The organism is Mesocryomonas fontinalis (assembly GCF_055730125.2).
On sequence record NZ_JBUZWG020000007.1, the window covers coordinates 67,705 to 89,723 of the forward strand.

General features: G+C 68.8%; 15 protein-coding genes. 6 read left to right on the forward strand and 9 right to left on the reverse strand.

Features of this window, described 5'->3' with window-relative positions; genetic code table 11:
- Positions 1-35 precede the first annotated feature (35 nt).
- The 3 genes from ACZL02_RS17295 to crtY are packed head-to-tail and all read right to left on the reverse strand — an operon-like array spanning position 36 to position 3,827.
- Entirely contained in the window at positions 36-1,151 is a 1,116-nt protein-coding gene (locus tag ACZL02_RS17295; protein ID WP_472940139.1) for a phytoene/squalene synthase family protein, read from the reverse strand.
- Positions 1,144-2,646, reverse strand: a complete 1,503-nt coding sequence (locus ACZL02_RS17300) for a phytoene desaturase (protein ID WP_472940140.1) — start codon at positions 2,644-2,646, stop codon at positions 1,144-1,146. Before ACZL02_RS17300 ends, ACZL02_RS17295 begins: the two co-directional genes overlap by 8 nt.
- Positions 2,646-3,827: a lycopene beta-cyclase CrtY gene (gene crtY, locus ACZL02_RS17305; RefSeq protein ID WP_472940141.1), complete on the reverse strand. Its 1,182-nt coding sequence runs from the start codon at positions 3,825-3,827 to the stop codon at positions 2,646-2,648. The genes ACZL02_RS17300 and crtY overlap by 1 nt, the downstream gene beginning before the upstream one ends.
- 332 nt (positions 3,828-4,159) lie before the next feature.
- Between crtY and ACZL02_RS17310 the strand changes: the two genes are divergently transcribed.
- On the forward strand, positions 4,160-4,396 hold the full coding sequence (locus ACZL02_RS17310; RefSeq protein WP_472940142.1) for a CopG family ribbon-helix-helix protein: 237 nt from the start codon (positions 4,160-4,162) through the stop codon (positions 4,394-4,396).
- Positions 4,396-4,689, forward strand: coding sequence for a type II toxin-antitoxin system RelE/ParE family toxin (locus tag ACZL02_RS17315; protein ID WP_472940143.1), 294 nt, complete (start codon positions 4,396-4,398; stop codon positions 4,687-4,689). The genes ACZL02_RS17310 and ACZL02_RS17315 overlap by 1 nt, the downstream gene beginning before the upstream one ends.
- 3 nt (positions 4,690-4,692) lie before the next feature.
- Here the strand turns inward: ACZL02_RS17315 and ACZL02_RS17320 are convergent, their stop codons facing one another.
- The 4 genes from ACZL02_RS17320 to ACZL02_RS17335 all read right to left on the reverse strand — a co-directional run bounded on the left by ACZL02_RS17320 (position 4,693) and on the right by ACZL02_RS17335 (position 9,424).
- On the reverse strand, positions 4,693-6,204 hold the full coding sequence (locus ACZL02_RS17320; protein ID WP_472940144.1) for a helicase HerA domain-containing protein: 1,512 nt from the start codon (positions 6,202-6,204) through the stop codon (positions 4,693-4,695).
- A gap of 140 nt (positions 6,205-6,344) precedes the next feature.
- Positions 6,345-7,391 (reverse strand): alpha/beta hydrolase, encoded by a 1,047-nt coding sequence (locus ACZL02_RS17325; protein ID WP_472940145.1) that lies wholly within the window; start codon positions 7,389-7,391, stop codon positions 6,345-6,347.
- Positions 7,391-8,077 (reverse strand): D-lyxose/D-mannose family sugar isomerase, encoded by a 687-nt coding sequence (locus tag ACZL02_RS17330; protein ID WP_472940146.1) that lies wholly within the window; start codon positions 8,075-8,077, stop codon positions 7,391-7,393. The genes ACZL02_RS17325 and ACZL02_RS17330 overlap by 1 nt, the downstream gene beginning before the upstream one ends.
- 60 nt (positions 8,078-8,137) lie before the next feature.
- The gene (locus ACZL02_RS17335; protein ID WP_472940147.1) at positions 8,138-9,424 is read right to left on the reverse strand and encodes a glycerate kinase type-2 family protein; all 1,287 of its coding nucleotides are present in this window, start codon (positions 9,422-9,424) and stop codon (positions 8,138-8,140) included.
- A 124-nt stretch (positions 9,425-9,548) separates the two neighbouring features.
- Between ACZL02_RS17335 and ACZL02_RS17340 the strand changes: the two genes are divergently transcribed.
- Positions 9,549-9,770 carry a hypothetical protein gene (locus ACZL02_RS17340; RefSeq protein ID WP_472940148.1) on the forward strand — a complete coding sequence of 74 codons (222 nt, stop codon included), beginning with the start codon at positions 9,549-9,551 and terminating at the stop codon, positions 9,768-9,770.
- A gap of 40 nt (positions 9,771-9,810) precedes the next feature.
- Here ACZL02_RS17340 and ACZL02_RS17345 read toward each other — a convergent pair whose 3' ends face one another.
- Both ACZL02_RS17345 and ACZL02_RS17350 read right to left on the reverse strand, forming a co-directional pair.
- The gene (locus ACZL02_RS17345; protein WP_472940149.1) at positions 9,811-11,292 is read right to left on the reverse strand and encodes a UdgX family uracil-DNA binding protein; all 1,482 of its coding nucleotides are present in this window, start codon (positions 11,290-11,292) and stop codon (positions 9,811-9,813) included.
- Positions 11,293-11,418: 126 nt separating this feature from the next.
- A complete protein-coding gene (locus ACZL02_RS17350) occupies positions 11,419-12,660 on the reverse strand; it encodes a putative DNA modification/repair radical SAM protein (protein ID WP_472940150.1) in 1,242 nt (413 codons plus the stop codon).
- A 206-nt stretch (positions 12,661-12,866) separates the two neighbouring features.
- Between ACZL02_RS17350 and ACZL02_RS17355 the strand changes: the two genes are divergently transcribed.
- From ACZL02_RS17355 to ACZL02_RS17365, 3 genes are all read left to right on the forward strand, one after another.
- Positions 12,867-13,340, forward strand: coding sequence for a BA14K family protein (locus ACZL02_RS17355; protein WP_472940151.1), 474 nt, complete (start codon positions 12,867-12,869; stop codon positions 13,338-13,340).
- Between the two features lie 315 nt (positions 13,341-13,655).
- Positions 13,656-15,650: an autotransporter assembly complex protein TamA gene (locus ACZL02_RS17360; protein ID WP_472940152.1), complete on the forward strand. Its 1,995-nt coding sequence runs from the start codon at positions 13,656-13,658 to the stop codon at positions 15,648-15,650.
- Between the two features lie 2 nt (positions 15,651-15,652).
- Positions 15,653-21,931, forward strand: coding sequence for a translocation/assembly module TamB domain-containing protein (locus tag ACZL02_RS17365; protein WP_472940154.1), 6,279 nt, complete (start codon positions 15,653-15,655; stop codon positions 21,929-21,931).
- Positions 21,932-22,019: the final 88 nt, after the last annotated feature.

Here is a 22,019-nt window from a genome sequence, read left to right on the forward strand (position 1 = left end):
GAGAGTGTCGTCCACTGGTCGCCTGGTCCCCCGCCTCAGTCGGCGTGACGCCAGAGACCGTCGGGCCGTGCAGACGAACCTGCCCTGCGCGGGCCAAACGCCACCGCTGCGGCCTTGAAGACATGGCCGAGCTTGTCGGCTTTGGATGTCGATACCCGCGCATCCCAGGCGCGCGGCCCGAGCGCCACCACCCGCAGCCCGATCTCGCGGTACACCCCGAGCGCCGTCGCCACGGCCCAGGCCGACCTGCGCGGCAAGGCATCGACGCCGATCCGAGCCGAGGCGTAATAAGGCTCGGCCATCGCTACCAGCCGCGCCGCGAGGACCGCGACATCCCCGCGTCGCTCGGGCCGGGTGATGCCGGCCGCATCGAGCCCGACCTCCGCCAGCCATGTCGCCGGCAGATAGACGCGGCCGACGCGCGCATCGGGCACGATGTCGCGGGCGATGTTGGTGAGCTGGAAGGCCAGGCCAAGATCGGCAGCATGCTGGACGGTCCCCGCATCCCGCGCCCCCATCACCATCGACATCATCTCGCCGACGACCCCGGCCACATGGTGGCAGTAGTCGAGGAGGTCTTCGCTCGTCCGGTACTGCCGCTCGTCGACGTCCATCCGGAAACCTTCGAGATGATCGAGCGCAAGGCCGAGCGGCAGGCCATGCCGGCGCGCCACCAGCTGCAAGGCGCGGAACGCCGGGTCGGACACCGGCTCGTCGGCGAAGGCGGCGCGCGTCGTCGCTTCCAGGCCGGCGATCCGCTCCGCCGGCGACGTCGCCCGTTTAGCGAGCGAAGTCGCTCGCTGGGCGGACGGCGTCGCGGCAACGATCTCGCGGGCGAAGCCGAGGTCCTGATCATCCACCACGTCGTCGCAGTGCCGGCACCAGGCGTAGAGCAGCATGGCACCTTGCCGCGTGACCGGGTCGAACAGTTTTGCCGCTGCGGCAAAGCTTTGCGATCCCCGTGCGATGGTCGCGGCCGCCATCTCTGCGATGGCCTCTTCGTCCACCGCCGCCAGAGCCGCCTGCCCTGTCGCCGGGCTGCCGCCCCGTACCTGCCCGCGTATCGCTTCTGCCTTGCCGCCCGCCCTGTTCACCGTGCCGGGGGTACCCACCAGCCTTTCGTCCGCCGCTGCGGCGACGCGTTCAGGCACGCTCGGCATCCGCGATCATCAGGCCCGCCGTCGCCTTGGCGGAGCCGACGACGCCTGGCACGCCAGCGCCGGGATGCGTTCCCGCACCGACGATGTAGAGGTTAGGGATGGCATCATCGCGGTTGTGCGGCCGGAACCACGCGCTCTGCGTCAGCACCGGATCGAGCGAGAAGGCCGAGCCGACATGCGCGTTCAGTTCGTCGCGGAAGTCGAGCGGCGTAAAGATGCGGGAGGTCACGAGATCCTCTTTCAGGCCGGGCATGTAGTGCTTCTCGAGATAGTCGAAGATCTGGTCGCGGTAGCGCGGCCCCTCGACTTCCCAGTCGATGTCGGCATTGCCGAGATGCGGCACCGGCGACAGCACGTAGAAGCTGCCAGCCCCCTCCGGCGCCAGCGACGGATCGGTGGCGCAAGGGTTGTGGAGGTAGAGCGAGAAATCCGCCGGCAGCTCGGCGCCGTTGAAGATTTCGCCGATCAGCTCGCGGTAGCGTGCGCCGAAGCAGACGGTGTGGTGCTGGATGTCCGGCCGGTGCTTCTTCAGTCCGAAGTAGATGACGAAGAGCGACATCGAGAACTTCTTGCGCTTCAGGCTCTTGGCTGCCGCCTCGCCGCGCTTGGTGCCGGCAAGAAGCGTCGCATAAGTGTGGACGACGTCGGCATTGGAGGCGACGAGATCGGCGGCAAAGCGCCGGCCGTCCTTCAGCACCACGGCGGTCGCGCGGCCATCGGCGAGTTCTATGCGCTCGGCTTCCGCGGAAAGATGCACCGTCCCGCCGATGTCTTCGAACAGCTGCACCATGCCCCGCACCAGAGCCCCTGTCCCGCCGCGCGGGAACCAGACGCCCCACTGCCGCTCCAGCGCGTGGATCAGCGCATAGATCGAGGATGTCGCGAACGGATTGCCGCCGACGAGGAGCGAGTGGAAGGAGAACGCCTGCCGCAGCTGCTCGTCCTTGATGTAGTCGGCGACCTTCGCATAGACGCTCTTCCACGCCTGCAGCTTGGCGAGCGCCGGTCCGGCCTTGATCATGTCCTTGAAGTTCAGGAAGGGCACGGTGCCGAGCTTCAGGTATCCCTCCTCGAACACCGCCTTGGAATAGGCGAGGAAGTTCCGGTAGCCCTCGAGATCGGCCGGGTTCTTCGCGGCGATCTGGCGGTCCAGCTCGGCCTGGTCGTTGACGTAGTCGAAGGCGTAGCCGTCTTCCCAGCACAGCCGGTAGAACGGACTGACCGGCAAGAGCTCGACGTAGTCCGACAGCCGCTTGCCGGCGACCTCGAACAGTTCCTCCAGCGCCGAGGGGTCGGTGATCACCGTCGGCCCGGCGTCGAAGGTGAAGCCTTGGTCCTCGTAGACATAGGCTCGGCCGCCGGGCTTGTCGCGCTTCTCGACGAGCGTGGTGGAGATGCCGGCGGCCTGCAGCCGGATCGCGAGGGCAAGGCCGCCAAAGCCGGAGCCGACGACGACGGCGGTCCTGGGCGAGAGTTTCTGCAGCATCAGGCGCGCGCCTTCTTCGTATGGGAGGGTTGCGCGAGCACGCGCATGGCATTGCCGAAAGGCACCGGCGGCTTGCCGGTGAGGATGCGGGCCCAGTCGAGCGGATTGAGCTTGCCGGCATAGAAGCGCGCCACCAGGGGCGTCGGCAGCCGGTAGAAATGCTGCAGGATGCGGTATCGCTCGCCCGGCAGGCCGGCGAGGAACAGGAAGCGGTTCAGCATGCGGAAGAAGCCGCGCGCCCTCCAGGCCTTCAGCGAATGCGCCCGCGTCGCTGAAAACACCGCTTCGGCCGAGAAGTCCTGGAGAGCCGCGATGCGGTCGGCGAGGCGCACGGCATCCGGCAGCGAATAGCCGGTGGTCGGGTGGAAGAGCGCCGCGGCGAGACCGGTCGAGGCGACCCCGGCTTTGTCGTCCCAGAACGCATCGATGTCACCGCCGAGCGCGATCGGCAGGACGCCCGCCTCTTCGCGCAGCACCGTCCTGGCCGTCCAGCCCTGGCGGGCGAGATAGCTCGCAATTTCCGCCCGCAGCCGCTCGGGCTCCAGTGCCGGGCCGTCGGCGTAGTAGGTGTCCTCGACCAGCAACGTCTTCGGTCCGAAAGGCAAGGTGTAGACGAAGCGGTAGCCGTCCTGCTGCGGAACGGTCGCATCCATGATGATCGGCCGCTGCAGCCCGTGCGGCGCCGTCAGCTCGATCTCCTGGCCGAGGAATTTCTGGAAGCCGAGCGTCAGGTGCCGGCTGGGCGCCGTTCCCCGCCCGTCGACGATGCAGCCCGCCTCGATCCGCTCGCCGCTGGCCAGCGTGACGGCGTTCGCGCTGACGGCCGCGACCTTCTCGCCGCAGCGGATGGCGGGCCCGAGCGTCTCGGCCAGGATTTCGGCGAAGCGCTCAGATGTGACGCTTCGGTAGCCGGTGGCGAGATCACGCGCGCGTTCGGGAAAGCGGACGGAGTAGCCAGGCCAGCGGTGGACGATGAAGGGCTCGAGCCACGCCTGCTGATCGGCTGTCAGGTCGCCATCGTGGAGAGACCAGGTATGGTTTCCCCCGACCAGATCCCCCGCCTCCAGCAGCAACAGCCTGAGGTCCGGACGAAGCTTCGCAAGGCGATAGGCGATCAGCCCGTTCGCCAGCCCGCCACCGACGAACACGATGTCGACCCCGTCCCGATCCTGCCTTACCACTCTGTCTCCCCGGCGATGCCATTCACCCGCCTCGAATTAGCCGCCACAGCCTATCCTACAAGGGCGCCGTTCCGCACAAAAAGTTCAAGCGGAGGACGGGACGCAGAGAGCAGGCCAAGGCAAAAGCGGACTGGAAAACGGCAGCCCGGCCTTCCCGAGCAGAACCGGCGCCATCCAGCCACTGCGATGCGCCAATTCGCCGCTGCCCGTTCGATCTATCGTTTTCCAGAACTTACCGCGCCGATCCATAGTCGCGGCGAATTGGAAGGCATGACAGTGATCTGACGTCCGCAGCGATTGCAAGGCCGGCCGCGTGGATCCAAGATAGCATGATGGACACGACCCTATCTCTTCCCCCGAACTTGCGCGCCCGCATCGAAGCGATCGCCGCGCGATCCAGTCTGACGGCATCGGAAGTGGTCGCCGATGCGCTGGAGAACGGCCGTTCGCTGGAGTGGCAGGAGCGGTTTCTCGACACCGTCGCGGCTGGCATTGCAGCAGCTGACGCCGGAGAGTTTGCGACGCCAGAGGAGGTCGAACTGGTGCTGAACCGGCATCGCGCCCGCTGATGCGGGTGGCCTGGACGCGTTTTGCGCTCCGCCAGCTTGACCAGATACAGGCGTATATTGCGCAGGACAGCCCAAGGACGGCTCACCGGGTCGTTCGGGACATTTTCCAGCGAACCCAAAGGCTCCTGTCGATCAATCCACTGCTCGGACGGCAAGGGCGGGACAAGCGAACCCGTGAGCTCGTTCTAGCGCGCACCAGTTATATCGTCGTCTACCGGGTTCACGAGCAGATCGAGGTTCTGGCGGTCGTTCACACGGCGCAGGATTGGCCAGAGGATCTGCGGCTGCAGTAGTCCTTACCGCCCCGACAGCCGCGCGGCCCGCCGGGCCCTCGCCTCGTCGAGCGGCGTCGGCGCCGCTGGCGGGGGTGGCAGATTGCCGCGCTGGGAGGCGCGCCACGGCGTGCCGGTGATGGTCACGACGCGGTTGCCGCGAAAATCGGCCTCGGCAGTGATGAAGTCTCGCTCGGCCATGAAGCCGAGCAGGAAGCGGCCGCGCGACGGCGAGCGGCTACCATAGGCGCGCGCCAGCGCCTCGTCCGACGGGCATTCCTCGCCGTCGCGGGCGGCCCGCGCCAGCATGAGATAGACCCCCTGCATCTCCTCCGGCAGGGCCTCGGAGCGCTGGATGACGCTGAGCCAGTCCTCGTCCTCGGTCTCTTCCGACACCCCGGCGCGGGCGAGCGAGAGGCGGCGACGGAAGGCCGGCATGCCGGTCTCGGCACCGCCGAGGCGCTTCAGCCGGCAGTGGACGAGGAAATCCTGGTAGAGGATCGGCACCGGGCGGAAGGCCGCCTCGGGGTCGGCCAGCATTTCGGCGAAGATGTCCTCGACCAGCGCCTGGCGCGATTCGGCCGAGCGGGGATCGGCGTCGGGCTCGGGCTTCGGCTGGGAAACCCGCTCCAGCACGTCGCGGATCGGCGCCGGCGCGCGCGCCATCATCGGCGCCGGCGCGTCGTTGCCGCCCTTGAAGATGAGGTCCGCCATGTCCTCCGGCGCCATTTCCGGCCGCGCCATCAGCGTCGGCCGCCCGGTGCGGCCTGATGTCTCGACCGGGCCGATGCGGATCGGCACCGGCCGGCGCGACAAGGCCGGCCCCAGCGCGACGAAATGCCCGGGCTCGAGGTCGCGGAACCGCTCGGCCTGGCGGCGGTCCATGCCGAGGAGGTCGGCGGCGCGCGCCATGTCGATGTCGAGGAAAGTCCGGCCCATCAGGAAGTTCGAGGCCTCGGCCGCGACGTTCTTGGCAAGCTTTGCCAGCCGCTGCGTTGCGACGATGCCGGCAAGGCCCCGCTTGCGCCCGCGGCACATCAGGTTCGTCATCGCCGAGAGCGACACCTTGCGCGCGTCGTCCGAGACATCGCCGGCGATCGCGGGGGCGAAAAGCTGCGCCTCGTCGACGGCGATCAGCATCGGGAACCAGAGCGAATGGTCGACGTCGAAGAGGCCATTCAAGAAGGCCGCGGCGCACTGCATCTGCACCTCGGCGTCGAGGCCCTCGAGGTTGAGGACGACCGAGGCGCGGTGCTGGCGGATGCGCGCGGCGATGCGCTGCAGCTCGGCGGGCGTCCGGTTGGCGTCGACGACGATGTGGCCATAGCGCTCGGCGAAGGAGACGAAGTCGCCCTCGGGATCGATGATCGCCTGCTGTACCCATTCGGCGCTCTGCTCGAGCAGCCGGCGAAGGAGGTGCGATTTGCCCGAGCCAGAATTGCCCTGCACGAGAAGCCGCGTCGACAGCAGTTCCTCGAGATCCATCTCGGCGGGATCGCCGGTGGCGGTGGTGCCGAGGTCGACGGCGACTTTCATCGATGGCGCTCCTTCGGGCGAGAGGGGGACAGAGGCATTCCCTATCACCGCGGGGCCGTCAGGAGTCGGAGGAAAAGCCGTCTTCTCCACAGCTTCGCGCAGATTCTCCGGCCTCTGTGCGAAAGCCGTGATGCGCGACCCTATTCCGGCGCCAGCGGGGGCGGATCGCTTGGGCCGGCGACGGCCGGCCGGTCGATGGAAGCATCGATGAAGCGCAGCGCGTCGACGATCGAGACCCGCCAGAGATCCCAGGTATGGTCGCCGTCCGTCATCCGGAACTCCATCGGCCGATCGTCGGCCCGCATGGTCTCGAAGAAGGCGATGCCGCCGCGCCACAGAAGATGGCTGTCGTCGTCGCCAACGGTCACGAAGATCGGCGGCAGCGCGGCCTTCGCCATGATCGCCTCCGACAGCAAGGTGAAGACGTTGCTGGCGTTGAACCGCTGCGGCTGGAAGGGCGTGCCGAAGGCGCCGCCGAAGTGCAGGCCTTCCGGCGGGATGTCGATGCCGGTGCCGATCGTATCGGGATCGATCCGGTGGAAATAGCGGCTGTCGCGGATCACCGCGAGTTCGGCAGCGCTTCTGCCGAAATCCTCCGCCGGCACGTTCTGCCAGATCGCCGGCGACAGCGCGGCCACGGCGCCGTACCGCTCGGGCAAGGTCAGCGCCAGCCGCAGCGCGCCGGCGCCGCCCATCGACAGGCCGGCAATGGCGCGGTGGGCGAGATCCCGGCCCACCGGAAAGGCCTTCTCGACCGCCGCCGGAAGATCGATCGAGACCAGCGCGGCATAGTTGCCGGGCCCGCCGACCTCGGCGGAATCGACGTACCAGGAGTCATTGGCGTCCGGCATCACCACCAGCAGCGGCCGGATCTCACCGGCAGCGATCATCCGGTCGAGCGTCGCGTCGATGCCGCCGGCCCGCTGCCAGTCATGGGCGTTGCCGCCGAGCCCGTGCAGCAGATAGAGCACCGGCCAGCCGCCCTGCGGCGCTGGACCATCGGGCACATAGACGCGCGCCGACTGCGCCTTGCCGAGCGCCGGCGAGAAGAACGCGAAGTCCCGGATCTCGCCCGCCAAAGCGGCGGACGCGGCGACCGCCGTCAGGACCATGCCGGACAGTAGGGCCACGAGCCCGAGCCGCCACCGCCGCGCCGCGGGCCGCAACCCGGCGGAGGCGAGCGGCATCAGCCCTTCAGCCAGGCGTCGTAGTCGGCGACGAGGAGGTGCATCGGCGCCTCGTCCTCCTCGATCTCGGCGAAGCGCCCGACCGGCTCGCGGAAGATGTTGTCGGTCCGGTCGTCGTTGACCGTCGAGACCTCGGCGACCAGCACGTCGGCGCCCTCGCCCCAGAAAGAATGCCAGTGGTGCGGCAGCAAGGTGACGCTCTCGCCGGGGGTCAGCCGCAGCTTGTCGCCGGCCGCCATGCGCCGGGCGATGCCGTCGCAGTAGACCTCGACATCGGCCGTCTCGTCGATCCCGCCATCGGGGGCGCGGCTGAAGAGCTCCAGCGTCAGCGTGCCGCCGCCGCGGTTGATGATGTCCTCGGCCTTCAGGTCGTGCCGGTGCATCGGCGTGACCTGGTCCTGTTTCGAGATCATGATCTTCTCGGCGTAGAGCATGCCGCGGCCGGCCGCGAGGTCGGCGTTGTCGCCGTTGCGCACGGTGAAGAGGAACAGCCCGATCCGGTCGAAGTCGCCGCTGCCGAAGTCGGTGACGTCCCAGCCCATCTGGCGCTGCTTGAGCAGAGCGAGGTCGCTGCGGGCCTGCATCTCGGCGGGGCTGAAATAGGCGAAGGGCGGCATGACGTAGCCGAAGGAGCGGATGAAGGCGTCGCCTTCCTGCAGGATGGCGTTCACTCGGCTGCGTTTCATCGGTCTCTCCCCAGGCGTTTGCGGCGGGACGTTAGCCTCGGCGCCCGCCGCCGCCAAGCCTCAGCCGACGAGGATCACGCGGCAGTCATTGACGTTGGTGAGCGTCGGTCCCGGCACGAACAGCCCGCCGATCGCCGCGAAGAAGCCGGTGGAATCATTGTCCGCGAGCGCTGCGGCCGGATCGATGCCGGCGGCGCGGGCCGCTTCCAGCGTCTCCGGTCCCACGAAGGCCCCCGCGGGATCTGTCGCGAGGCCGGTCCCGCCGTCGGTGCCGTCGGTGTCGGCGCTGAGCGCGTGAATTCCCGGCGCGCCGCCGAGCGCCAGGGCCAGCGCCAGCGCGTATTCCTGGTTCGGGCCGCCGCGTCCCTCGCCGGCGATCGTCACGGTTAGCTCGCCGCCGGAGAGAATCGCCAGCCGCTCGCCATTCCGCTTTGCCGCGAGCGCCAAGGCGGCATGCGACCGGGCGACATCGCGCGCCTCGCCCTCCAGATCGGCGCCGAGCATGACCGCGCGGTAGCCGAGCGCCTCGGCGGCGGCCACGCCCGCGGCAAGCGCCGTGGCCGGAGTGGCGACGATCGTGTAGGGCCGGCCGTCGAAAGCGGCATCGCCGGGCTTCGGCGTCTCGCTGGCGGGATCCTCGAGCGCCCGTCGGCAGCTTTCAGGCAAGGTGATTCCCCGGCGGCGGACGATCTCGCGCGCATCGGCCAGCGTCGTCGGGTCCGGGACGGTCGGCCCGGACGCAATGACGCTCGGATCGTCTCCGGGCACGTCGGAGATGGCGAGGGTCACCAGCCGGGCATCGCCGCAAGCGACGGCAAGGCGCCCGCCCTTGATCTCGGAGAGGTGCTTGCGCACGCAGTTGATCTCGCCGATGCCAGCGCCGCTGCGCAGCAGCGCCTTCGTCACCGCCTGCTTGTCGGCGAGCGTGATATCGCCGCGCGGCAGAAGCCAGTTGGCCGAACCGCCACCGGAGATCAGCGCCAGCACGAGGTCGCCCGGCCCCGCGCCCCGCGCGAAATCGAGGACTCGGCGCGTCGCAGCAAGGCCGGCGGCGTTCGGCAGGGGGTGACCGGCCTCGACGACGTCGACCGGCCCGGCATCGCAGCCATAGCCGTCTCGCGCGACCGCGATGCCGGTGACGCGGTCATCGCCGAGGCCCTTGGCCTGGTAGAAGCGGACGGCGGCGGCGGCCATGCTGGCTCCGGCCTTGCCGGCGCCGAGCACGATCACGCGGCCGGTGGGCGGCTCCGGCAGATGGCGCGCCAGGACCGCGCCGGGATGGGCAGCCGCCACCACCGCCGCGAAAATCTCCTCCAGGTCCCGTCGCTCGCCGCCTTTGCCGTCCATGCCGTCCATCCCGTTATCCCCGCTCTCTGCCGTGACCCGCAGACCCAGCGCCGTTCCTGCCCTCATCCGGCATACTGAAAGCACCGGCGGCGCGCGACCCCTAACTCTCCGGCGGGATGTAGCGATGGGACGGTTTGTCCGGGTGCGGCTGATCGTGCCGGCCTATATGAGAGGCAGCCATCCCCCGAAGGAGATCCGATTGCCCCGCCCTCCCATACGCGACGAGACCCCGATTGCCCCGCCGTCCTGGCAGCGCAAGGTGCTGCTGATCGGCGGCATGGTGTGCCTCGCCATCGCGCTCATCGGTTTCCTCGTCTTCGCCCTGCGCGCGGTGAGCATCGCCTGATGGCGCCGTGCCCGGTGCGAGGACGCGCGCCGGGGATGCCCTATGCCGCGAGCGCGATTTCAGGGACGTAGTCCCGCACCCGCGCCATGTCGGCGTTGAACAGCTCGGTCTCCCGCGCCTGCGCCTCGGGGTCGGGCAGCCGCAGGATGTAGGCGGGGTGGACGGTGACGAGGAGCTTGGTGTTCTCGTCGAGATCGATCAGCCGCGAGCGGGTGTCGCGGATGGTCACCGTCTTGCCGAGCACCGAGGCCGCGGCGGTCGCGCCGAGCGCCACGATCAGTTTCGGCCGCACCAGGTCGCGCTCGAGCTCCAGCCAGAAGCGGCAGGCCTTGACCTCGCCCATGTTCGGCTTCTGGTGGATCCGCCGCTTGCCGCGCGGGGTGAACTTGAAGTGCTTCACGGCATTGGTGACGTAGGCCTGGCCGCGGTCGATGCCGGCTTCGGCGAGGGCGGCGTCGAAGACCTTGCCTGCCGGGCCGATGAAGGGTTCGCCCGCCAGATCCTCCTGATCGCCCGGCTGCTCGCCGACGAAGATCACCGGCGCATTGTCCGGACCCTTGCCGAAAACCGTCTGCGTCGCCGGCTCCCACAGCGGGCAGGCCTTGCAGTGCTGGGCCTCGGCCCGCGCCACATCGATCGTCTGCGGCTGGTTGCCTTGCCGCCGCACTACCGTTTCCTGCCGGGCCATCTCGTCACGCTCCGCCTGTTTTGCGTGGCGTAAACTCGGCAGCGTCGGCGCGGTTTCCAGCATGCGGCGGGCAGCCGCATCGGCGCCCTGGATCAGCGGCTCGATCAGCACGGCCTCGGGCAGGTTGTGCCAGTATTTCTTCGGCATTTCCGACTGCATCGCCTTCACCTTCAGCCGCGCCGGGTTGAAGATCGAGGCGTAGTAGGTGAGCCACAGCGCCTCCATGTCGTCGTCCGCCGGGCGGTCGGCGATGGAAGCGCCGGGGGCGAAGGCGAGCGTCGTGCCGTCCCAGTGCACCGAGCGGAGTGGCGTCAGGATCGACCAGACCATGCCGGCAAAGCGCCGGGCGAAGAACGGCGCGGTGCGCTCGACGACGTGGTGGAAGGGCTCGAACCAGGCGATGTAGTGCTTCGTCGGCGCCGCGGTGTCGGACCCCACCTCGATCTCGCGAAACCGCACGAAGGCCTTCATCTTGTGGCTGTCGCGGCGGACCGCCTTCTCCATCTCGGTCGCCGCAAGCACATCGGCGTCCGAGGCGATCTCCAGGAGCTTCCTTTCCGTCTGCAGCCGCCAGAGCAGGCGGTAGGCGAGGTCGAAGCGGGCGGGATCGGCGTGGCAGACGATCTTGCCCGCAAGGTCGGGAAACGCCTTCGAGACGGTGATCGCTTTGGCGCTTGTCGGCCGCGGCGGAAGTGGTTCGGCGAACAGGCCCGGCGCGTCGTCGCCGACGGTGAAGCTCATCTCGGCCGGCGCGATGCCGAGCTCTACCGCGGTCCGCGCCGCCGTGCGCCAGCCGTCGAAGTCGGCGGGATGGTCGAGCCGGGCATGAAACATGAGAGCCTCCTTTTCCGGACAAGCGCCGGGAGCGGCGGCGGTTGCATCGACGGGCGGAGGCTGCCGCGAGCCAGGACCTAAGGGCGCGAGCGAAAGGCCAGCCGCCGCGTGCCGAAGCCGACTTGTTCAGAACAGCGACAGCTGCTCCGCCTTCGGCTTCGGCGACATGGTCGCCCGCAAGCCGGCGCTGTCGGTGAGGCCGCCCGGCGTCCAGTCCAGCGCCTCGATGAACGGCCGCGCCTTGGTGATCGACTGACAGAGCTTGGCGACGTCGTCGAGCCGCAGCGTGCGATGCCGCCGGGTCGTCAGGATGCGCGCCACCGCCTTGGTCCCGAGGCCGGGCACCCGCAGCAACATCTCGCGGTCGGCGCGGTTGACGTCGACGGGGAAGCGCGCGCGGTGCTTCAGCGCCCAGGCGAGCTTCGGATCGATGGCGAGATCCAGCATGCCGCCCTCGCCGCCCGACACGATCTCGTCGCGACCGAAGCCGTAGAAGCGCATCAGCCAGTCGGCCTGGTAGAGACGGTGCTCGCGCACCAGCGGCGGGCGCGACAGCGGCAGGCGGCTGGAGGCGTCGGGGATCGGCGAGAAGGCGGAGTAGTAGACGCGCTTCAGCTGGTAGGAGCCGTAGAGATTCTCCGAGCGCGACAGGACGTCGTTGTCGTCGGAGGCGTCGGCGCCGATGATCATCTGCGTCGACTGGCCGGAAGGCGAGAACTTCTTCGGCTTGGCCCGGTCCTTCTTCTCGCCCTTGTGCTCCTCGATCTTGGCGCGCAGGTGCCCCATCGAGCGGCGGATGTCGCGCGCGTCCTTCTCCGGCGCCAGCGCCGACAGCGAGAGATCGGTCGGCAGCTCGATGTTGATCGACAGGCGGTCGGCGAACAGCCCGGCCTGCTCGATCAGATGCGGCGCGGCGTCCGGAATGGTCTTGAGGTGGATGTAGCCGGCGAAGTTCTCGACCATCCGCAGCTTGCGGGCGATCTCCACCATCTGCTCCATCGTGTGGTCGGAGTTCTTGATGATACCGGAGGAGAGGAACAGGCCCTCGATGTAGTTGCGCTTGTAGAACTCCATCGTCAGCTTCACCACCTCGTCGACGCTGAAGCGGGCGCGGGCGACGTTCGAGGACGAGCGGTTGACGCAGTAGATGCAGTCATAGACGCAGAAGTTCGTCATCAGGATCTTGAGCAACGAGATGCAGCGGCCGTCCGGAGCGTAGGCGTGGCAGATGCCGTGCCCCTCGGTCGAGCCGATGCCGCCGGACTTGGCGCTGTCACGCTTGGTGGTGCCGCTCGAGGCGCAGGACGCGTCGTATTTCGCGGCGTCGCTGAGGATGGCGAGTTTTTGCATGAGGGTCGGTGCGGCCATTGCAGGGATGTAGCGTTCCCGCTTCGTTCGTGCCAGTGACTTCTGCGTGCGAGCCCCGCATTTGCGAGATCGATAGCGATTAAGGCTCAGGCCGGTCGCACGAGCGGCGCCTGAGGTCTCGGCGGAACCTTGGCGCCATCGCGCGCATTCAACTCCATCTAGCTTTCATTGCGGTTTTGTCCGCCATCCCAATTTTGAGGCAAGCCATGAAGACTTTCTTCGCAGCGCTCGGCACGGTCGCGATGCTGGTGACCGGCACTCTTGCAACGGCGACCACCGCATCGGCGGACGGCTACTACCGCCACCACCGGGGCTATTACGATGGCGGCCATCGCGGCTACTACGATGGCGGGCGCCGCTACTACCGCGGCTATGATGGTGGTCGCCGCTATCATCACCGCGGGCACGGTGACGCTCTGGCTGCAGGCGCAGTTGGCCTTGGTGTTGGCGCTCTCATCGGCGGCGCGCTTGCTGCACCGAGGGCCTACGACAACGGCTACTACGGCCGGGGTGGCTATATCGTCAACGAGGGCCCGGTGAACCGCGCCTACCGCCCGGCGCCGGTCTATCGCGGCGGCTACAACCGGGTCGATGCCTGCGCGGCACGCTACCGCACCTATGACGCCCGCTTGAACACCTTCATCGGTAATGACGGCCGTGCCCACCAGTGCCGGCTTTAATCAGCTCCAGCTCTGAGGGCTGAAAAACCCTTCTTTCGACGGGCGCCCGGTTCGATCTCGAACCGGGCGCTTTCGCGTTGGAGGCAATGGGCGCAACGGCCTGCCGCCTCTCCCCTCCATCGCTGTGACCGCCCCACAACAGCCGGCAGCAGAATGGCGGGGATCACGTGATGGTCAGGCTCACCCCAGCGAGATGTGTTGTTATTTAATGTTTTATCGGCTTGTTAGACCCGGCGTCATCGGGGGATCGGCGCGGCCTGGTTCCGTCGGTCGCCTTCCCCGAAGCGCGTTGACGGTGACAGGTCCGAGGTGCGTTTGATCTTTCCGAAGCTGCCTTTTCCCTCGCGAAAGCTCTGTGCTGCCGGCCGTCGGGCACCGCGGGCGCTGGTCCTGGCGCTCGGCTGTGCCGGCGTGGCGGTCCCGTTTTCGGCAGCGCCCGCACAGGCGCTGGAAATCTTCGGGATCACGATCTTCGAGAGCAAGAAGGACAAGGCCGTCGAGGGGATCGTCGATCCCATCCGCTATACCGTAACGCTTGGCGTGATGCCGGATGTCGACGGGCTGAAGGACGAACTCGATACCGCTTCGACTCTCGTCGCCGACGTCGACCAGCCGGTCTCCGGCTCGCTCGGCCTCCTTGCCAAGGCCAAGAACGACCGCAAGCGCCTCGTCGCCTCGCTCTACGAGAACGGTCGCTATGACGGCGTCGTCACCGTCTTGATCGAAGGCAAGAACATCGACGACCTCGCGCCCGACGCGGAGTTCGATACCTCGCGGCCCGTGCCGGTCGCCATCATGGTCGATCCCGGCCAGGCGTTCACCCTCGGCAAGGTCGACATCACCGCCAATGGCGTGCCGATCGATCCCGCGAGCTTCGACCTCGCCGGCGGCTCCTCGGCGGCTTCGACCCGGATTCTCTCCCAGGAAGCCAAAGTGCTGGAGGCACTTCGCAACGAGGGCCGGCCTTTCGTCGCCGTTACCGACCGCGACGTCGTCGCCGACAGTGCGACCGGCAAGCTCGACTACCGGCTGGCGATCTCGCCCGGCGCCCCGGTGCCCTTCGGCGACCTCTACGTCGACGGCAACAAGGACGTCGACCCCGGCTTCATCGCCTACATGACCGGCATCGAGAAGGGGAAGATCTTCTCGCCCGAGGACATGGCGGATGCGCGCGACCGGCTGCTCGGGCTCGACGTCTTCTCCAGCGTCACCGTCAAGGAAGGCCGCGGGCAGGCCGAGGACGGCACGCTGCCGGTGCAGGTCGAGGTCGGCGAGCGCAAGTTCCGCTATTACGGCGTCGGCGCGACCTACTCCAACACCGAGGGCGCCGGCGTCTCCGGCTACTGGGGCCACCGCAACCTGTTCGGCCGGGCCGAAAGCCTGCGCATCGACGCCGCGGTATCGCGCATCGGCGCATCGGCGCTGGACGACACCGTCCGCCAGACCGACGAGTTCGACTACAAGCTCGCGGCGGTGTTCAAGAAGCCCGGCGTGCTCGGGCCGGATTCGGTCTATATCGGCTCGGTCGAGGCGGTGACGGAGCATCCGCTCGCCTATGACCGCCAGTCCTTCGCCGCGACGTCCGGGGTCCAGTACAAGCTGTCGAAGACGCAGACGATCGAGGCGCGGATCCGCGGCGAATACGAGGACATCACCGATTATCTCGGCGATGCCAGTTTCATCATCGCCTCGCTGCCGATCACCTACACCTATGACGGCCGCGACGACAAACTGAACCCGACCTCGGGCTTCTTCGCCAAGCTGATGGCCGAGCCATCCTACGAGATCAACGAGGGCACCGCCTTCGTGAAGACCCGCGCCGATGCCTCGACCTATCTCTCGCTGACGCAGAGCGACCGCTTCGTCCTCGCCGGCCGGGTCGCCTATGGCACGATCTTCGGCGCCGACCTCCAGGACATCCCGAACGATCGCCGCTTCTATGCCGGCGGCGGCGGTTCGGTCCGCGGCTACCAGTTCCAGACCATCGGCCCGTTCTTCCCGGACGTCGACCGGCCGGGCGGCGACAACAGCTTCAACGACACGCCGACCGGCGGCCTGTCGCTGTTCGAGGCTTCGGCCGAGGTGCGCATCGGCATCACCGAGAAGATCCAGCTGGTCCCCTTCGTCGATGCCGGCGTGGTCTCGAACGACCTCGTGCCGGACTTCGGCGAGATGAAGATCGGCGTCGGCGTCGGCGCCCGCTATCTCACCGGCTTCGGACCGATCCGGGTCGACGTCGGCTTCCCGCTCGATCCGAGTTCGCGCGACGCCAGCTACCAGATCTATGCCGGCATCGGACAGGCGTTTTGACGATGAGGCTTCCTCCCATTTTCCGTATCGCCGCCTTCGCCCGCCTGGGCGCCATCGCGCTGCTGGCCGTCCTCGTCGCGCAGGCTTGCGTGCGCCCGGCATCGGCCCAGCAGTTCCTCGCCAACCAGATCCAGAACCTCATCTCGACCGACACGATGAAGGTCGAGATCACCGGCCTCAGCGGCGCGCTGACCGGGAACCTGCGCATCGACAGCGTCACCGTCTCCGACCCCAAGGGCGTGTTCCTCACCGCCAAGGATCTGGCGATGGACTGGTCGCCGCTCGCCGTCGTGCGCTCGCGCATCGACGTCGAGGCGCTGACCGCCGGACAGATCGTGCTCGAGCGGCTGCCCGAAAGCGCCCCCGCCGATCCGAATGCCGCGCCGTCCTCCGGCCTGCCGAACATCACCGCCGACATCCAGAAGATCGCGATCCAGGAGATCATCCTCGGCGAGGCGATCGCCGGCACCCGCGCACGCCTCTCCGCCAATGCCCGCCTGAAGCTCGAGAAGGACCCGACCAACGTCGAGGCCAATATCGACATCGAGCGGCTCGACCAGCCCGGCACGATCGCGGCGAACGTCGTCTTCGCGCCGGCCGACAACCGTCTGGCCGTCAAGGTCAACGCCAGCGAGCCCGCCGGAGGTCTGGTCGCGACGCTCCTGAAGCTGCCGGGCGCGCCGCCGGTCGCGCTGACGATCGACGGCAGCGGCCCGCTTGCCGACTTCATGGCCAACGGTCAGCTTAGCGTCGGCGGCGAGTCCGCTGCGATGCTCACCGCCCGCGTCGCCGACCAGCCGGAAGGGCGCCGCGTCACCGCGACGCTCAACGTCGCCGCCGAGCGCTTCGTGCCCGACGCCTACCGCGCCTATGTCGACGGCGGCGCCGATCTCGACGTGCAGCTGCTGCTGCGGCCGGACGGCGTCATCGGCATCGACCAGGCGCAGCTCGCCTCCGGCCAGATCCGCGCCAACGTAACCGGCACGCTCGACCGGGCGGGGCCGCAGACCGCGCTCGATGTCGCCATCGCCGCGCGCGACGGCGGCACGATCCCGCTGCGCTTCGGCACGGCACCGAGCCAGACGGTCCTCGACGTTACCGAGCTGAAGGCGAAGCTCGCCGGCGCGCTGGTCGCCGCCAATCTCGACCTCACCGCGCGCCTGCCGACCGCCGGCTTCGGCGAATACGTCGCGAAGGACCTCTCCGCCTCGGTGAAAGCCCAGGGCTTCAACCTCTCGGGTCTCGAAGGCCCGCTGCAGATCGACCTTGCCGCTGGCTCGATGGCCGCGCCTGCCGGCGTCGCCGACCGTTTCCTGAAGGGCCCGATCAGCATATCGGCGCTCGGTGCGTTGACGCCCGATGGCCTGTCCGTCAGCCAGAGCAAGATCACGACCAAGGTCGCCAATGCCGCGATCACCGGCACTGCGGCGTATAATTTTTCGACCTTCGACATCTCGCTCTCCAGCGACTTCAGCACGCTGGCGCTGTCCGCCCCGCTGGTGCCGCTCGCCGGCACCCGGCTTTCGGTCGCCGGCCACGTGGTCCGGAGCGCCGATGACGCCTTCACCGCCGACAATCTGGTGGTGAACGGTACCAGTCTCTCGATCACCGGCGGCGGTGCGGTGGCGAACGGGCAGGTCACCGCCGACATCAACGGCACGTTCGACGCGCAGGCGGTGAACAACGCCGCGATCTCCGGCAAGGCGCAGTTCGCGCTCACCGCCCGCGGTCCCACGATCCAACCCGACGTCGATATCTCGCTGACCAGCCAAGGCCTGAAGGTCAACGGCCGCGAGCTCGCCAACCTCAAGGTCGAGGCGCGCGGCGAGGTGACCTCCGACACCCCGTCCGGCACGCTGAAGCTTTCCGGCGAACTCGACGGCGAGCCGTTGTCCGGCAATGCGCGACTGACGACGCTTGCCTCCGGCGAGCTGGACCTGTCGGGGCTCGAGATCCGCCAGGGTCCGAACAACATCACCGGCCAAGTCCTGCTCGGCAAGACCGGCCCGGTCGGCAAGCTCGACGTCGCGCTCGGCAATGTCGGGCCGCTGGCGGCGCTGGCGCTGCAGAGCATGTCGGGAGACCTCAACGGCACGATCGCCCTGTCGGTCAACGAGCGCGAGTTTCCCGTCGCGACGATGGACCTTGCCTCCAAGAGCCTGACCTTTGCCGGCAACACGCTGAACGGCCTCGGCCTGAAGCTTGCGGTCGAGGATTATCTCGGCGCGCCCTTCCCCGCCGGCACGATCCGCGCGGAGCAATTGGTGGCCGGTGGCGCGACCGTCGAGGCGGCGGCGATCGATCTCGCCCGTCGCGGCGCCTACACCCAGATCGACGCCCGAGCCCGCACCAACGGCATCCCGGTCGCCCTGTCCGGCCAGGCACAGATCACCGCTGCGGAGACGATCGTCGCGCTCGACAGCCTCACCGCAGAGATCCCGAATGCCGCGATCGCGCTGGCGAAGCGTGCGACCGTCTGGATCGCCGACGGCACGACCAAGTTGGACGCGTTGACCCTTAATGTCGGTGCCGGCTCGGTCGCGATCTCGGGCACGGCTGGTGCCGCGCTCGACCTGACCGCCAACCTGACGAATGTCCCAGCCGCCGTCGCCAACCCCTTCGTTCCGAACCTCGATGCCGCCGGCACGATCAACGGCAATGCGGCGGTTTCCGGCACGTCGGGCGATCCGCAGGCCCAGTTCGAGATCGCCGCGACCGGCATCGAGACCAGCCAGACCCGCGCCGCAAAACTCAAGCCGGTGACGGCGATGGCCGAAGGCCAGTTCGCCAAGGGTACGCTCGACCTCAAGAGCGCCAACGTCGATCTCGGCGACGGCTCGATCACCGCTTCCGGCCGCATCGGCGATGCACTGGCGATGAATGCCGAGCTCGACAATGTCCCGGTGGCGCTGGCCAACGGCTTCGTCGACGGGTTGAACGCCTCCGGCACGATCTCGGGCTCGGCCCGCGCCGGCGGCACGGTCGCGGCGCCGACGGCAAGCTTCACCCTCACCGGCACCGGCATCACCGCCGCCGAGATCGCCGCCAGCGGCGTGCCGCCGGTCGAACTCGACGTCGCCGGCAACTTCGCCGGAAACCTGCTGACGCTGGAGCGCGCCCGCGCGACGGTCGGCAGTGGCTCGCTGGAGGCCACCGGCACCGCCGGCGACACGCTCGACCTCGAGGTCCGCATGACAGAGTTGCCGGTCGGCCTCGTCAACGGCTTCGTGCCCGGCCTCAAGGCGTCGGGCACGCTTTCGGGCACCGCCACGGCGACCGGCCCGCGCACCGCACCACAGGCGACGTTCGACATCAGCGGCACCGGCATCACCGCGGCCGAGGTCAAGGCCGGCGGCGTCCCGCCGATGACGCTGCGGCTCGCCGGCAGCTTCGCCGACGGCACCGCGACGCTCGAGACCGCCGTCGCCAACCTCGGCGATGCCTCGCTGACCGCTTCCGGTAGCGTCGGGCAGGCGCTCGACCTCGACGTCGTCCTCAACCGCATCCCGGTCGGCCTCGCCAACGGCTTCGTGCCCGGCCTGAAGGCCTCCGGCACGATCTCCGGCACCGCCACTGCAACGGGAACGCTCCAGGACCCCAACGCGACGTTCAACCTCACGGGCACCGGCATCACCGCCGAGCAGATAGCCGCGTCCGGCATCGCGCCGCTCAGCCTCGACGTCGCCGGTCGCGTCGCCGGGCGTACCGCGACGATCGAGACCGCCCGCGTCCTCGTCGGCGACGGATCGCTCAACGCCAGCGGCACCGTGGGCGACGCCCTGGACCTCACCGTCGCGCTCGACAAGCTGCCGGTCGGCCTCGTCAATGGGTTCGTGCCCAATCTCGACGCGACAGGCACCCTCTCCGGCAATGCCCGGGCGACCGGCTCGCTCAGCGATCCGAACGCCAGCTTCCAACTCACCGGCACCGGCATCACCGCCGCGCAGGTGAAGGCCGCCGGGATCGAGCCGATCCAACTGAACGTCGACGGCAGCTATGCCGGCGGGGACGCGACGATCCGAACGGCGCGCGCCGACATCGGCAAGGCCTCGCTCGTCGCCAGCGGAACCATCGGGCAGGCGCTCGACCTCGACGTCGTGCTCGACGCTCTGCCGGTCGCCCTCGTCAACGGCTTTGTTCCGGACCTCAAGGCCGCCGGCACGCTTTCGGGCAGCGCCAAGGCGACCGGCTCGCTCGCCGATCCCGCCGCAACGTTCAAGATCACCGGCGCTGGCATCACCGCGGCGCAGGTGAAGGCCTCCGGCGTCGCGCCGATCGACCTCGACGTCGCCGGCCGCTATGCCGCCGGCACCGCGACGCTGGAGACGGCGCGTGCCAGGATCGGCGAGGGCTCGCTGTCGGCCACCGGCAGCATCGGCCAGCAGCTCGACGTCGACCTGAAGATCGACCGGCTCCCGGTCGGCCTTGCCAACGGCTTCGTCCCCGATCTCGGCGCCCGCGGGACGCTGTCTGGCACCGCCACTGCCACCGGTTCCCTGACCAGCCCCGATGCGCGCTTCGACATCGCCGCGAACGACGTCTCCGTCGCGCAGACCCGGCAGGCCGGCGCGCCCGCGATCGATGCGATCGCGCGTGGTACCTACCGCAATGCCGGCGTCGCGCTGGAGACCGCGCGGATCACCGTCGGCGGCGGCACGGTGACGGTCACCGGCACGGCCGGCCAGAACCTCGATCTTACCGTCGCCATCGACGATCTGCCGGCCTCGCTCGCCGCAGCGGCAGCCCCCGGCATCGATCCGGCCGGCTCGATCAACGGCACCGTCCGCGCCGCTGGCGCCGCCACCAATCCGGACGTCACCTATGACCTCAGAGCCGGCGGCCTCAGCATCGCCCAGACACGCCATGCCGGCGTGGGCCCGGTCGACATCAACGCCACCGGCCGGTTCGCCGACAAGCGGCTCGGGCTCGATGCCCGCCTTTCCGGCAGCGGCCTCGCCTTCCAGGCCAGCGGCTCGGTCAATCTCGCCGGCACGCCGCAGCTCGATCTGGCCCTGAACGGCACCGTGCCGCTCGCCATCGCCAACCCCATCCTTGCCGAGGGCGGCCGCTCGGTGAAGGGGACCGTCGCGGTGAACGCCACCGTGCGCGGCACGCCGTCGGCACCGGACGTCAACGGCACCATTTCGACGTCGGGGGCGAGCTTCACCGACACCGGCGCCAACGTCGCCGTCAACGGGATCTCGGCGACGATCGTTCTCAGCGGGCAGACGGCCACCATCCGGTCGTTCCAGGCCTCGCTGGCGGCGGGTGGCACCATCACGATAGGTGGCACGGTCGGGCTGGCGAACGGCTTTCCCGCCGACATCCGCATCCAGCTGGCCAATGGCCGGTACAATGATGGCGAACTGATCGCCGCCCGGCTCGGCGCCAATCTGACGATCACCGGGCCGCTCACCGGAAGTCCGCTGCTGGCCGGCCGGATCGATGCCACGAGCATCGACGTCCTCGTGCCCGAGCGCCTGCCGAGTTCGCTCGCCCGTATCCAGGTGCAGCACAAGAACGCACCCCGCTCAGTGCTCGAACAGGCCAAGAAGATCGAACCGAAGGCGGCGAGCGGCGCCTCCTCCAGCGCGGGCCTGCTGCTCGACGTGACGTTCAGCGCTCCCAGCCGGGTCTTCGTGCGCGGCCGCGGCCTCGACATCGAGCTCGGCGGTTCGGTGCGGATCGCCGGCTCGGCGTCGGCCCCGACCATCACCGGCGGCTTCGAGCTGGAGCGCGGGCGCTTCAACATCCTGTCGAACCGGCTGGATTTCCAACGCGGCCGCCTGACCTTCACCGGCGACCTCCTGCCGACGCTCGATCTTCTCGCGACTTCCGACAGCGGTGGCGTCACCGTCAGCGTCGCCGTCACCGGTCCGGCCAACGATCCGGCCTTCAACTTCTCCTCGACCCCGGCGCTGCCGCAGGACGAGGTGCTGGCGCGGCTGATCTTCGGCCAGGGCACCGCCAACCTGTCGCCACTGCAGATCGCCCAGCTAGCCGAGGCCGCCTCGCAGCTGGCGGGCGTCGGCGGCTCGAACGGGCTCCTGGAGAACCTTCGCGCACAGCTCGGTGTCGACGATCTCGACATCAAGACCAATGCCGATGGACAGACCGCGGTTGGCGTCGGCAAGTATCTGACGGACAATGCCTATCTCGGCGTCGACTCGACCGGCCGGGTGTCGATCGACCTCGACCTCGGCAAGGGCCTGAAAGCCCGCGGCGCGGTCTCGGCGAGCGGTGGCGGCGAGGTCGGCGTGTTCTACGAGAACGAGTACTGATCGCCCGGCGGACAACTGGCGCGCCCGGCATCAGCAACGCGCGCCGTCGTCCATGCTGTTACGGGGCGGCTTGACGCGCCCCGTCCCG